The sequence below is a fragment of the Methylobacterium variabile genome (genome assembly GCF_001043975.1).
Taxonomy (GTDB): domain Bacteria; phylum Pseudomonadota; class Alphaproteobacteria; order Rhizobiales; family Beijerinckiaceae; genus Methylobacterium; species Methylobacterium variabile.
Genome location: NZ_LABY01000182.1, coordinates 14,244 through 28,031 on the forward strand (window position 1 = coordinate 14,244; position 13,788 = coordinate 28,031).

A 13,788-nucleotide genomic window follows, 5' to 3' on the forward strand; every position below is an offset into this window, starting at 1 on the left:
GATGCGCGGTCCGCATCGGCAGGGCCTGCGCGCGAAGGCCGGCGCAGAGGTCCGGCGCGGTGACGCGCTCGAACGACGACGAACTCCAGCAACGGGCAGGACCTCCATGCGGATCTTCACGGGCGGACAGGTGCTTGCGTCCCTCATCCTCGCGCTCGGTCTCGCCTCGACCCCGGCGCGGGCCGAGATCTCCGGTGGCGTGGTGCGGATCGGCGTCCTCAACGACGCCTCCGGCATGTTCCGGGACGTGACCGGGGAAGGCTCGGTCGTCGCCGCCCGCATGGCCGCGGAGGACTTCGCCGGCGGGGGGAAGGGGATCAAGGTCGAGATCGTCCGGGCCGACCACCAGAACAAGCCGGATGTCGGCTCCGCCCTGGTGCGCCGCTGGATCGATGTCGACGGGGTCGACGCCGTGGTCGACGTGCCGAACTCGGCGGTCGGGCTTGCCGTCAACGCCATCGCGCGCGGCACGCGGCTGACCTTCCTGGCCTCCTCGACGGCGTCATCCGACCTGACGGGGAAGTTCTGCTCGCCGAACACGATCCAGTGGGTCAACGATACCTGGGCGACCGCGCACGCGCTGACCTCCACCATGCTGAAGCGGGGGGCCGCGAGCTGGTACTTCCTCACCGTGCACTTCGCCCTCGGACAGGCGATCGAGGCCGATGCGGCGCGCTTCCTCAAGGCGGCGGGTGCCCGGGTGCTCGGGAGCGCCCAGCATCCCATGGCCACGGCGGACTTCTCGGCGCTCCTCCTGCGGGCGCAGAGCTCGGGCGCCAAAGTCGTCGCGCTCGCCAATTCCGGGGCCGACACGATCACGGCCGTCAAGCAGGCGGCCGAGTTCGGCATCTCCGAGAACCAGGATCTGGTCGCCTTCCTCGCCTTCATCAACGACATCGACGCGATCGGCTTGCCGGTCGCGAAGAATCTTCTCTTGACCGAGTCGTTCTACTGGGATCTGACCGACGAGACGCGCGCCTTCGCGAAGCGCTTCGCCGATCGCATGGGCGGCACTTATCCCAGCGCCAACCAGGCCGGCGTCTACTCGGCGACCCGCGCCTACCTCGAGGCGGTGGCCGAGACCGGCGCCGACGAGGCCGCGACGGTGATCCCGGCGATGAAGGCCCGCGGCCGCTTCAAGGATCCGCTCTTCCAGGAGATCGAGGTGCGGGCGGACGGTCGCGCGATCCACCCCCTCTACCTGTTCCAAGTCAAGGCGCCCTCGGAGAGCAAGGGACGCTGGGACTACTACAAGCTCCTGCAGACGGTCCCGACGGCCGAGGCCTTCAGGCCGCTGGCGGAAGGCGGCTGCCCGCTCGTCAGGTGATCTGACGGCGCCTCCCGCCGCGTGGCATCGGCCGGGAGCGTCTGACAGCACCGCTCGATCCGGTTCAAGGTAGAAGGGGCTGTCCGACATCGCCCGAAGCGGATCCGACGAGGCGGCCTCGCTCTCGGCCTCCTCACCCCTGTCGTGAAGTCATGGCCCACCGATCAGGGGTTGGCGGCGCTGCACCACGCCATTCAGGTCCACGGCAGCCATGGCCACACGCGAGATTTCGACGTCGAGCAGCTCTACCGCGACAGTCGGCTGAACCCGATCCACGAGGGCATCAAGGGCAGCCAGGCCGCGGACCTCCTCGGCCGAAAGCTGCTCTCCGATCGAGGGTATAGTTTCCGGCTTCCGCAGACGCGAATTCGAGCCGACGCTGCCCGGGCACCGCAAGTTCTCGCTCGATGAAACGGCGCGTTAAGGGACTTGTCCGTTTGGTCGGACGTGCTCGTGATCGAATCCCTCGTTAACTCGAAACCAAATGTTTTGCCGCATGACGAGACTGTGCCATGGGATCGCCACGGAACGACTTGTTGCTTTGAAAACCACGCACAATGCGAGGGCATTCGATTTTATTCTCAAACTAATATAATCTGCCTTTTTAATAATTACAGATATTATGCAACTGGAATGAGAATTTAAGGATTGCACTCCCTTGCTATTTGTGGGATCCGCAGAGACCAAAGGTTGAGTAACTTAGATTGACTCAAAAAATCTAAGCCATACTCCTACAGGCTGAACATAGCATCATGCTCCAGATGCAATATGCACCCATGCGCGCTCCTTGTGCGGCGATCGTCTTTGCCGGCATCTGGCTCGTGGATTTTGGCACGGCCGCCCGCGCACAAGATGCTGCACCGGGAGCTGAGATCCAGCTCGACGAGATCTCGGTTGCGGGCGCGGCCGCACCGCCCGGTCTCGTGCCGGCTTATGCCGGCGGTCAGGTCGCCCAGGGCGGACGGCTCGGCCTGCTCGGCAACACCGAGACGAAGAAATCCCCCTTCAGCGTCAGCAGCTACACCGAGAAGTTCATCCGCGACCGCCAGGCTCTGACGGCGTCCGAGGCACTCGCCCTCGATCCCTCGGTGCGCGCGACGCAGACAACGGGTGCGCCGTTCGATTCGTTCTACATCCGTGGTTTCCCCATCAACGAGAACACCAGCGGCGAATTCGCCTTCGACGGGGTCTACGGCGTCGCCCCGAGCTTCCGCGTCTTCACCGACTACGCCGAGCGCATCGAGGTTCTGAAGGGCCCCTCCGCGGCACTCTCAGGCGTCGCCCCCAACGGCGGCGTCGGCGGCGTCATCAATATCGTTCCGAAACGCGCGGGAGACGATCTGACCCGCTTCACCCTTGACTACGGCTCGACAGCCCGGGGCGGCGGCCAGTTCGACGTCGCCCGGCGCTACGGCCCGAACCGGGAGTGGGGCGCGCGCTTCGTCGGCAGCCTGCGTGGCGGCGACACGCCGTTCGATCGCCAGTCCGAGACGACAGGCGTTGGCGCCCTGGCCCTCGACTACCAGGGCGAGCGGTTCCGGGCATGGCTCTATCTGCTGGCGCAGACCGACCGCTTCGACGCACCGCTGCGCCCGTTCCTCCTGCAGGCCGGGGTCCCCGTGCCGAGGGCACCGGACGGCCGCCGCAACCTGAGCCAGCCCTGGGAATACTCTGACGTCGACGACCGCGGCGGCTTGCTGAAGCTGGAATACGACCTCACCGATCAGGTCACGCTGTTCGGCGACATCGGCGGCTCGCTGACCGGCGTCGAGCGCTACTTCGCGTCCGCCCCGACCATCACCAACATCCGCGGCGACACCACCACGACCCCGCAATTCTACAGCCTCGGCGTTGAGCGTTTCACCGTCGATGGCGGCGCAAGGGCCCGGTTCGACACCGGCTTCGTCCGCCACGCCTTCGTCGTGCAGGCCTCCCTCTACCAGGAGGATGCCGCCCGCCGTCTGCCGGCCGGACGTGGCAGTTACCTGTCGAACATCTACAACCCGATCCTGGCGCCCTACATCGCGCCGACCGTGATCGACTCGCGGCCCCGGCTCTACGACAGCACGCTGACGGGCGTCTCGATCGCCGACACGATGTCGGTCTTCGAAGAGCGCATCCTGCTGACCCTCGGCGTGCGCCAGCAGGGTATCGAAGCGCACAACTACACCTCGAATGTCGGCACGCTGGCCTCGTCCTACGACAAGAGCGCCACGAGCCCGCTCGTCGGCATCGTGGTCCGGCCGTGGGAGAACGTCTCGCTCTACGGCAACTATATCGAGGGCCTGAGCCGCGGTGACGTGGCCCCGGCCGCGGCCAGCAACTTCGGCGAGATCCTCGCGCCCTACGTCGCCCACCAGGTCGAGGCCGGCGTCAAGGTCGATTGGGGTACGCTCGGCACCACGTTCAGCGCCTTTCAGATCACCCGGCCGATCGGAGAACTCAGCCCGCAGCGCCGCTTCGCACAGACCGGCGAGCAGCGGGTCAGCGGGCTCGAGTTCAGCGTCTACGGCGAGATCACGCCACAGGCACGGATCCTCGGCGGCCTGACGCTGCTCGATGGCGTGCTCACCCGGACGGCGGTGGCGACCAATGTCGGCAACACCCCGATCGGCGTGCCGCGCGTGCAGCTCAACCTCGGCGCCGAGTGGGACCTGCCCTGGATGCCGGGCCTCACCCTGAACGGCGCCGTCATCTATACAGGCCGTCAGTTCATCGACACCGCGAACACGCAGGCGCTGCCCGGCTGGGCGCGTCTCGATCTCGGCCTGCGCTATACGACCTTGATCGCGGGGCGCAAGGCGACGTTCCGCGCGAATGTGCTGAACGTGACCGGGACGAACTACTGGGCCGGCGTAGCCTCGTTCGGGACGTTCTTCCAGGGTGCTCCCCGCACCTATCTCCTGTCGATGTCGGTCGACCTGTGAACGGGCCGGAGGGGACATTCATGACCGACCTCGCCCGGATCGGACCGCCGGCCGTCCGCCTTGCGCCTCCTGCGCTGCCTCCCCTGATCGATCCGCGGATCGAGCGGGTGATCCATGCAACCCCCGACAGGCTGCACGCCCTGGTGGCGCAGTACGGCTCTCCGCTCAACATCGTCTGGCCGCACACCGTTGCCGGAAACATCGAGCGGATGCGCCGGGCCTTTGCCGCTCACGCGGTCGCGCACGAGATCTTCTACGGCGCCAAGGTGAACAAGTCGCGGGCGCTGGTCCGCGCCGCCGTGGAGGCTGGGGTCGGCGTCGACGTGTCCAGCCTCGCCGAGTTCGAGGATGCGCTGGCGGCCGGTGCCGGCCCCGCCCGCATCTGTGCGACCGGCCCCGCGAAGACGGCCGCATTTCTCCGGCGGCTCGCCACCGCGGGTGCGCTCATCGCGGTCGACTCGCTCGAGGAGCTCGACGACCTCGGAACCTGCCTCGATGCCGGCGAGCCGGCACGCGTGCTCTTGCGCTACCGTCCCGACTCGGCGGGCCGCTCCCGGTTCGGCATGAGCCGCGAGGGAATGGTGCAGGCGTTGCGCCGCCTCGGCCAGGACAGGCCTTCCTTCGTCTTCGAGGGGTTCCACCTCCATCTCTCCGGCTACGGCATCGAGAGCCGCGTCGCGGCGATGGAGGAGGTCTCCGACCTGGTCGACACGGCCGCCGGCCTCGGCCTGTCGGCGCGTCTGGTCGACATCGGCGGCGGCATGCCGATCCGCTACGTCGATCCCGACGCCTACGCGACCGTCCTGGGCAGCCAGCGGCCGGAGCACTACCAGAACGGCAGGGTTCCCGCCGACTTCTATCCCTACGGCAGCGCTCTGACGGCGGCGGACTGGCTCGACGGCTTCCTGCAGGCGCCCTGTCGCGGCGGCACGATCGCCGGATACCTGCGCGCCGCGGGCCTGCGCCTCGCCATCGAGCCGGGTCGCAGCCTCGTCGATCAGGCCGCGATCAGCGTGTTCCGCGTCACCCGAACGAAGCCGCTCGGCGCGGGACGTGCGGTGATCTTCGTCGAGGGCAGCAGCTTCAGTGCCTGCGAGACCTGGTTCGCCTCCGAGTTCCTCGTCGACCCGATCCTGCTGCCCGCTGCGGCGCGGCAACTCGCCCAGGGTGGGATGCGCGCCTTCATCGCCGGCCACAGCTGCCTCGACGGCGACATCGTCACCCACCGCCTCCTCGAGTTCGGCACTGCTCCCCGGCCGGGCGACCTGCTGATCTACGCCAACACGGCCGGCTACCAGATGGATCTTCTGGAGAACGAGTTCCACCGGCACCCGATGCCCGTGCGGCTGGTCGCCGAACCCTCCTCCGAGGCCGAATTCATCGTCGCCCAGGACATGTGAGGTCGCTCCATGATCGTCGACAAGGTTTCAGAGCTGATCGGCAATACCCCGATGCTGCGGGTCCCCGTGCCCCATCGTGAGACGCAGCTGCTGCTCAAGATGGAGAAGATGAACCCCGGGGGGAGCACGAAGGACCGGATGGCGCACAGCATGGTGCTCGCCGCCATCAAGGCCGGCCGGCTCGAGCCTGGCGGAGTCATCGTCGAGTCGTCCTCCGGCAACACCGGCATCGGCCTGGCGATCGCGGCGGTCGAGTTCGGCCTGCGCTTCATCGCGGTCGTCGATCATCACGCCGCCCCGGACAAGATCGCGGTGATGCGGGCGCTGGGCGCAGAGATCCGCTACGTCGAGGGCGACTACCGCGAGGACGAGGTCGCGGTCGTCGAGCGCCAGCGCCTCGCGGCGCAGATCGCTGGCGAGATCCCCGGCGCGATCTTCATGAACCAGTCGGACAACACCGCGAATGCCGGCGGCTACAGTGCCTTCGTGCGCGAGGCGATCGAGCAGGGCGAGGGCCGGATCGACGCCTATGTCGGCTGCGTCGGCACCGGCGGCTCGATGACCGGGATCGGGCGTGGCCTCAAGGCGCACAATGCCGAAACTGTCATCGCGGCCGTCGAGCCCGACGGCTCGATCGTGTTCGGCGGCCCCGGCCATGCCTACTACCAGTCCGGCACCGGCACGCCGCAGGGCGACACGGTCGGCCTCGTGCTCGATTACGGCTGCATCGACCTCGGGCTGCGGGTCACCGACTCCCAGGCCTTCGAGACCGCGCGCTACTTCGCCCGCTGCCATGGCCTCCTCGTCGGCGGCTCCACCGGCGGCACCCTCTACAAGGCGCTCGAACTCGTCGCCGAGAGGCGGATCGGCGGCAACGTCCTCGTCTCCGTCGCCGATGGTGGCGAGAAGTACCTCCAGACCATCTTCAACGACGCCTGGATGGAGGCGAAGGGGCTGCGGGACCCCGGGGTCTGGGAGCGCCTGGACGAGTGGCTCGGCCGCCCCGCCGCCGGGACGACCCCGGCCGAACTGCCCCGCCTTGCGGTGGCTTGACCCGATGCGGCCTCTCGACGTCACGGTCTGCGGCGGCGGACGGACCGGGCACCTCAACGCGGTGCTCTTCAGCCGGCAGCCGGGGGTGCGGGTTTCCTGGCTCACGTCGAACCCGGAGGTCGTCGGGGGCGCGGCGGGCGGCCTCGTCGCCCTCCTGCCCGACGGATCGACGCTGCGGGGCGAGCCGTCGCAGGTGGGTACGGATCCGGCCAGCGCCGTCCGCCACGCGGATGTGGTCGTGCTCACCGTCCCTGCCCATGCCCGCGCGGCGATGCTGCGGACCATCACGCCCTACCTGCACCGCGACAAACCCGTCCATGTCGGGGCGATCCCCGGCTTCTGCGGCTTCGACTGGCTCGCCGAGGAGGCACTGGCGGGCCGGCCGAACGCCGTGATCTGGGGCATGAAGGACGTGCCCCACACCGCCTTCGACCTCGTGCCCGGCCGCAGCGTCCGGATGGGGGGCGCCAAGCGACGGCTGCACGTCGCGCTCCATCGGCGGGAGAGCCCGGAGGCCCGCGAGGCGCTCGCCTCGCACCTGGCCCGGCTGTTCGAGGCGCCGGTGGAGATGCTGCGGGACTACCTCGAGATCACGCTGACGCCCGGCAACCCGATCATGCACAGCGCGGTGATCTACGGCCTCGTCGGCCCCTACGGCCAGTGGCGCGACCGCCCGCTGCCCGAGGGCTTCTGCTGGTGGACGGACTGCCCGGAGCTCGGCGCCTACTTCCTCGAGCGCAGCGACGAGGAGAACCAGCGCCTGCGTCGCGCCGCCGAGGCGCGGCTCGCGGTCGACCTCTCTTCGGTCAAGCCGCTCAAGACCGAGATCGTCGAGGCCTACGGCGACCAGATCGCCGACGCCTCGACGATGCTTTCCGTGCTGCGCACGAACCGCGCCTACGAGGCCATCCGGGCTCCCCTCGTCCACGACGCAGCCGTGGGCGGCCCCGTTCTCGACAGGACGAGCCGGGCCTTTCGCGAGGACGTGGTCTACGGCCTCGGCCTCCTCGTGCGGATGGCCGAGCGGCTCGACGTCCGCACGCCGTACCTCGACGAGATCCATCGCTGGGCACTTGGCTACATGGGCGGCGCCGAGGACCCTCTGTCCTACGTGCCGCAGGCCTGGGCGGGAGCCGCACGATGACCACCGCCCCCTCCGACCTCCCGGACGCCGGGTCCCGCAGCGACGCCGAAATCCTCGCCCTGTCGCGCCGCAACGCCATCCGCCGCCTCGTGCGCTGCCTGTTCGCCGAGGCCATCCTCGACGTGACGCAGCTCGTCAGGTCCCCGTGCGGCAGCCAAGCCTGGCTGCCGCTTCCGAGCCGCGGCGCCCACCTGCACTTCGAGCGGATCGCGCTGGCTCCAGCCCGCACCGTGCTCGTGCGCGGCGCCGTCTCGCTGGTCGGGGCCGGCGGCGACGGGATTCCGGTCGAGACACCGGACCTCCTGCTCGACCTGGTCCGGGACGAGTTCGATGTCGCGCCGAGCCCGGAGGGCCTCGCCGGGCTGAAGGCCGACGTCGCCGGCAGCATCGCCAACGATGCCGCAGCCCGCCGCCGCCGGGAGAGCTGGGACCGGGACCTTGCGGAGCGCATCCGCGCGGCCGGCGAGACCGACCTGCCGGGCTACCTGCGACGGCACGCGGACGTGCGGGAGACCGCGATTCTCCTCGACCAGTGGGGCGCACTCGAGGGACACCCCTTCTATCCGACCTGGAAGGCGCGCCCCGGCCTGAGCGCGGCCGAGGTCGCCGCGCTGTCGCCGGAATTCGCCGCCCGCGTCCCCGTGCGCGTCGCGGCGCTGCGGGCCGATATGGCCCATGTCGAGACGATGCCGCAGGTGACGAACGTCCACGACTGGTTCGCCTCGGCCTTTCCCGGGACCTGGGAGGCGTGGCGCGCCGGGATCACGGCGCGCGGCCTCGACCCGACGGGTTGGCTGCCGCTGCCCGTCCACGGCTGGCACCTCGACGTCTTCGTGCGGGAGCACTTCGCGGACGCCGTCGCGGAGGGCGTCCTGATCCTCGACGGGCCGGAGATCGAGACGGCACCGAGCATGTCGTTTCGCACGATGATGCCCGAGGGACCGCTGGAGGCGCCCTTCATCAAGCTGCCGATCGCCCTCTGGATGACGAGCGAGCAGCGCAGCCTTCAGGCCAAGTCGATCCACATGGGGCCGCGCAACAGCGCCGTCATCGCCACCATCCTGGAGCACGAGCGCGGCTTCGGCGGGCGCCTCGCGATCTACCCCGAGGAGGTCGCCTACCATTACCGCCACGCGGTGCGCCGCGACGATGCGCCGGGCAGGAACCTCTCCGTCGTGTTCCGGGCCGCCGCCCCGGCTTTCGCGGCCTGCGAGGGGAACCTGCACGTCCCGGTCGCGGCGCTGTTCACGGCGCTCCCGGACAGCGGACGCCCCTTCGTGACCGCTCTCGTGGGGTCGGGGGATCCGGAGACCTTCTTCCGCGCCTATGCCCGCACCGTCGTGCCGCCGGTCGTGGCGATCTACCTCCTCTACGGCGTGGGCCTGGAGGCGCACCAGCAGAACACCAGCGTCGTCTTCGACGCCGACGGCCAGGCGCTTCGCATCCTGGTGCGCGATTTCGGGGACGGGCGGACCTTCGCGCCCCTGCTCGAGGCGCGGGGGCTGACGCTCCATCCGTACACCTCCCCGGGCATCCTGCCGACGGTCTTCCGGGGCGACATCGAGCCGGTGCGCGCCCTCGTTCTCAATGCGTGCTTCGTCTGCCACCTGCACGAGTTCGCGCTCGCGCTGACCTCGACCTACGGGATCCCGGATGCCCGGCTCTGGCGGATCCTGGGCGAGGAGACCGAGGCGGCCTTCGCGGCGGTGGCCGGCCGGGTCGAGCCGGCGTTCTGGGCGGCGGAGCGGGAGGCCTTCCTGCGCGCCCCGTGGACGGCCCGCTCCCTCCTGCGCATGCATCTCTCGCGCTATGCCGACTACCGGCTCCAGCACCGGCTGCCGAACCCGCTCTATCCGGCGACGCACGGCCCATGACAGGCACGACCGGCGTCATCCGCCTGCTCTTTGCCATCCAGCTCGTCACGATGGCGGCGATGGAGATGAGCGGGCCGTTCTGGCCACTGCGCCTGAAGGAGATCAGCGCCTCGGACCTCGCGTTCAGCGTGGCGGCCACCGGGACCTACCTCGCCCCGATGCTCGGGATCGCGCTGACCGGCAGCCTCTGGGGCCGGCTGGGAGACCGCTACGGCCACAAGCCGATGATGCTGCGCGCCTTGGCCGGCCTGGCTCTGACCCAGCTCGGCCTCGCCGTCGCGGGCGATCCGTGGACGATCGTCCTGCTGCGCTTCGTGCAGGGCGCCTGCGCCGGGTTCTCGGCCCCGGCCCAGGCCTACGGGGTCGGCCTCGTGACGCCGGAGCGCCGCGGCCGCCTGTTCGCCTTCCTGCAGGTCTCGACCAATGTCGGGTCGCTGGGCGGCGCCGTCCTCGGCGGCGTCATCCTCGACCATGCCGGCTTCTTCTGGATCAATGCCGCCGCCTCCGGGCTCTGCGTGGCCTGCAGTTTCTGCGTGGTAGCCCTCCTGCCGCCGGTGAGCCCCGCGCCGAGAAGCCCGGCCGGGGTACCGGCTCCGGCGGCCGCCGTTTGGCGCAACCCGGTGATCCTCGGCCTCCTCATCGCCCATGGCTGCCTGCTGGCGAGCCGGCTCCTGCCGCAGATGCCGTTCTCGCTCTACGTCCGGGCGACCTTCGGGGTCGAGAACTGGGTGATCGGCTTCTGCTACGGGCTGATGGCGACGGGCTTCGTCGCCTCGGCCGCCCTCTGGGCGCGCCTCTTCGAGGGCCGGACCCGGCAGGCCACGCTCGGCGGCATCGCCCTCGTCGCCCTCGCCTGCGCGGGCGTCGCGCTGGTCGCGGGCGCCACCCACAGCATCGCGATCTTCGCAGCGAGCTATTGTGCGTGGGGGGCGCTCCTCGGCGCCGCGACCCCGGTGCTGACCGGCCTCATCTCCCGCGAGGCGGCGGCGCACCGGCAGGGTCACATCCTCGGCGTCGTCCAGAGCGCGACCCAGGCCTCCTCGATGGCGGGCGTGGCGCTGGGCGGTCTCCTCAGCCAGGCGGCTGGCTCCGCCGCCATCTTCCCCACCGTCGCGATCCTGTACCTGGTGTCCTGCGGGTTCCTGCTGCGGCTGCGCCAGGCGGAGGACCGCCGATCCCCGACGACATGGAGCGCCTCCCCATGACCGGTCCCGACTGCATCCTCCTTCCCGTGCGGCTGCTGCGCCCCACGGAGGAAACGGTCCCCGCGCGCGTGCGCGAGGTCGTCGCGATGATCTTGGCCGAGCAGGCCTGGACGCAACCGATTTGCGTCGAGGGCACTGTGCACGCGCTCCTCGACGGCCATCACCGGCTCGCCGCCGCGCGAGACCTCGGCCTTGCCCAGGTCCCGGTTCATGTCTTCGACTATGCCGAGGTCGACCTGCTCTCCTGGCGGCCCGAGATTGCGCCGACCCGCGCCGAGGTTCTCGCTCGCGCGGTGAGCGGTGCGCTCTACCCGCACAAGACGACGCGCCACATCTTCCCGCCGCGCCCGGTCCGGCCCGTTCCCCTCGCTTCGCTCGCCGTGACCAGCTCACGGAGGGACTTGCACCCTAGGAACTTGCACCCTCAAGAACGCGCCCATGCTGGGCGCACAACGAGGAAGAGCCCCGCTGCGGTGAAGCGGCAGAGCCCGTCATGAACCGCCGGACACGGCGGATGAGCCTTGGCAGGCCGCCGATGCCCTACGCGGCGCGCACGGTGTCGAGGAAGCGGTCGACCTCCGCCGAGAGGTGCTCGGAGTGGCGCGACAGCTCCGACGCCGATCTGAGCACCTGGCTTGCCGCCGCGCCCGTCTCCTCCGCCGAATCCGCGACACCGGTGATGTTGCCCGTCACTTCGCTCGTGCCGGTCGCCGCCTGAGCGACGTTGCGCACGATCTCCTGGGTCGCCGCACCCTGCTCCTCCACCGCCGCAGCGATCGAGGCGGCAACGCCACTGATCTCGCGGATGCGCGCACTGATGCCGCCGATCGCACCGACCGCCTGACCCGTCGCCCCCTGGACATGACCGATCTGGCGGCCGATCTCTTCGGTGGCCTTTGCCGTCTGGTTCGCCAGTTCCTTCACCTCGGCCGCAACCACCGCGAAGCCGCGGCCGGCTTCGCCGGCTCGAGCCGCCTCGATCGTGGCGTTGAGGGCGAGCAGGTTGGTCTGGCTGGCGATCGAGGAGATCATCGCGACGACGTCGCCGATCCTGGACACCGCTCCGCTCAATTCCTGCACGAGGTGCGCTGTCTGCTCGGCCTCCGCAACGGCGGTCTGGGCAAGGCTGGTCGAGCCGGAGACCTGCCGGCCGATCTCCTGGACGGAGGCGCCAAGCTGCTCGGCGGCGGCGGCAACAGTCTCGACGTTCGCGGCGGCTTGGTTGGCGGCGGCTGCCACCGTGGTGGACTGAGCGGCGGTTTCGGAGGCCGTCGAGGTCATCTGGTGCGCGGTCGCCTGAAGCTCGGTGGCGGCTGACGAGACTTGGCCGACGATCGAGCCGACCGCTCCCTCGAAGGCGTCCGCCATCTGGCGCATGCCGGCCTTGCGCTGCTCCTCCGCCGAGGCGCGGGCGAGCGCCGTCTCCTCCTCCAGCTGACGGGTGCGGATCAGGTTGTCCTTGAAGAACTCGACCGTCCGCGCCATCGCGCCGATCTCGTCGCGACGCGTCACGCTCGGGACGGCGGTCTCGACGCGTCCGTGCGCCAAGTGCTCCATCGCCCCCGCGAGGCCGAGGATGCCGCGCACGACGCGACGCTGCACGATCACGACCGCACTCACGACCAGGAACGCTATGACGCCAGTGAGGAGCACGTAGAGCATGAAGGTCGTCTGCGACGCCTCGGCGCGCAGTCGCGCCCGTGAGACGACATCGTCCATCACTGCGAGGGCCATGTCGACGATCGACGCTTGGCCGGCGAAGAGGTCGGACGACCACGCCGCAGGGTCCATCGGCATCTTTCTGCCTTCGGAGGCCGCCGCGACCGCTTCCTTGCGCATCCGCTTGAGCGGATCGGAGAAGTACAGGGTGTTGCCGCGGGCATAGGCGTCGCGAACGGCCTGACCGACTTCGCCGGCCGCGATCATCCGACCGACGACAGTCCAAGCCAGCTCGGATTGGGCGTCATTGTCGCGGACTTCGTTGCTCTCCGCGGCGGTCAGAGGCCGATCCTTGGCGAAGGACTCGTTGACGAGGAAGCCGAAGCGGCCGCTCGTCGTCCGAGTCAGCCATGTCGTCGCCCGGGCATTGAGCATGACGCCCAGGCTCGGTTCGAGGGCCTGGATCTCGGCGTCGATCACATCGGAGGTGGTCCGCAGAATCCCGAGGATCTTCTCCCCCATATCGTTCATGCGCTTGGGCAGCGTCTTGTCCCGGCTGGCCAGGCTCTGCTCGTAGGCGGCGTCGATCTCAGGCCTCAGCCGCCGCCACTCCACGATGAGCGAGCCGATCTCGGCCCCGGTCGCGGCTCCCTTCGGCAGGGAGGTCAGGCTCTGCACGGCAGCGTCCATGGCCGCGTCGAGCGGCGCCCGGGCGTCCGTGGATTGCTGCCGGCGCTGCCGGTTGGCGCCCGGCTCCATCGCCAAGGCGTTCAACCCGTAGCCTCGCTCGAGCCGCATCTGCGACAGGCCGACGAACAGGTTCCGATCGAGAACCGCGAGGCTGGCGGCGGTGTCGGCACTTCTGTTCTGGTCTGCAGCCACCATCAGCATCCGCGACGCGAGCGCGAGAGAGACGGCGCCGATCAAAACGATCATGAACAGCAAAATTCTACGCACACTCAAAGCCACGCCGTCCCCCCGCTCATAAGATAGATTTCACAATCAATTACATCGATCATTCATTAATAAGCCATTTAAATTACCTAAGGTTCGGATTTTTTAATGGACGTGCCACGTCGGATTTGCCGAGTGCGGGCGCTAGGGAAGGCGGCAGCGCGTTGGAAGGCGTGGCGGCCGGCGATCGAGCAGCATAGGCGCAGGCGGTGAAATCCGCCGTCTCATACCACTTCGCTTAAGCA

Annotated in this window: 10 protein-coding genes; 9 read left to right on the top strand and 1 reads right to left on the bottom strand. The window is 69.3% G+C overall.

All coding sequences use genetic code 11. The features are described 5' to 3' along the window. Nucleotides 1–106: 106 nt before the first annotated feature. From VQ02_RS24500 to VQ02_RS24540, 9 genes are all read left to right on the top strand, one after another. Nucleotides 107–1,327, top strand: coding sequence for an ABC transporter substrate-binding protein (locus VQ02_RS24500; protein WP_048446851.1), 1,221 nt, complete (start codon nucleotides 107–109; stop codon nucleotides 1,325–1,327). A 102-nt stretch (nucleotides 1,328–1,429) separates the two neighbouring features. Next, complete coding sequence (locus VQ02_RS24505) at nucleotides 1,430–1,738, top strand: acyl-CoA dehydrogenase family protein (protein WP_280818963.1); 309 nt, start codon at nucleotides 1,430–1,432, stop codon at nucleotides 1,736–1,738. Between the two features lie 365 nt (nucleotides 1,739–2,103). Next, nucleotides 2,104–4,254 carry a TonB-dependent receptor gene (locus VQ02_RS24510; protein WP_048446860.1) on the top strand — a complete coding sequence of 717 codons (2,151 nt, stop codon included), beginning with the start codon at nucleotides 2,104–2,106 and terminating at the stop codon, nucleotides 4,252–4,254. A 20-nt stretch (nucleotides 4,255–4,274) separates the two neighbouring features. Next, complete coding sequence (locus tag VQ02_RS24515) at nucleotides 4,275–5,654, top strand: Y4yA family PLP-dependent enzyme (protein ID WP_048446853.1); 1,380 nt, start codon at nucleotides 4,275–4,277, stop codon at nucleotides 5,652–5,654. A gap of 9 nt (nucleotides 5,655–5,663) precedes the next feature. Next, entirely contained in the window at nucleotides 5,664–6,707 is a 1,044-nt protein-coding gene (locus VQ02_RS24520; protein ID WP_048446854.1) for a PLP-dependent cysteine synthase family protein, read from the top strand. Between the two features lie 4 nt (nucleotides 6,708–6,711). Next, nucleotides 6,712–7,851 (top strand): NAD/NADP octopine/nopaline dehydrogenase family protein, encoded by a 1,140-nt coding sequence (locus VQ02_RS24525; protein ID WP_048446855.1) that lies wholly within the window; start codon nucleotides 6,712–6,714, stop codon nucleotides 7,849–7,851. Beyond that, nucleotides 7,848–9,725: an IucA/IucC family protein gene (locus VQ02_RS24530; RefSeq protein ID WP_048446856.1), complete on the top strand. Its 1,878-nt coding sequence runs from the start codon at nucleotides 7,848–7,850 to the stop codon at nucleotides 9,723–9,725. Before VQ02_RS24525 ends, VQ02_RS24530 begins: the two co-directional genes overlap by 4 nt. Next, on the top strand, nucleotides 9,722–10,930 hold the full coding sequence (locus VQ02_RS24535) for an MFS transporter (RefSeq protein WP_048446857.1): 1,209 nt from the start codon (nucleotides 9,722–9,724) through the stop codon (nucleotides 10,928–10,930). The genes VQ02_RS24530 and VQ02_RS24535 overlap by 4 nt, the downstream gene beginning before the upstream one ends. Beyond that, nucleotides 10,927–11,427: a ParB N-terminal domain-containing protein gene (locus VQ02_RS24540; RefSeq protein ID WP_167350788.1), complete on the top strand. Its 501-nt coding sequence runs from the start codon at nucleotides 10,927–10,929 to the stop codon at nucleotides 11,425–11,427. The genes VQ02_RS24535 and VQ02_RS24540 overlap by 4 nt, the downstream gene beginning before the upstream one ends. 43 nt (nucleotides 11,428–11,470) lie before the next feature. On the opposite strand, the gene VQ02_RS24545 is transcribed toward VQ02_RS24540, so the two are convergent. Next, complete coding sequence (locus tag VQ02_RS24545; RefSeq protein ID WP_053080531.1) at nucleotides 11,471–13,525, bottom strand: methyl-accepting chemotaxis protein; 2,055 nt, start codon at nucleotides 13,523–13,525, stop codon at nucleotides 11,471–11,473. Nucleotides 13,526–13,788 lie beyond the last annotated feature (263 nt).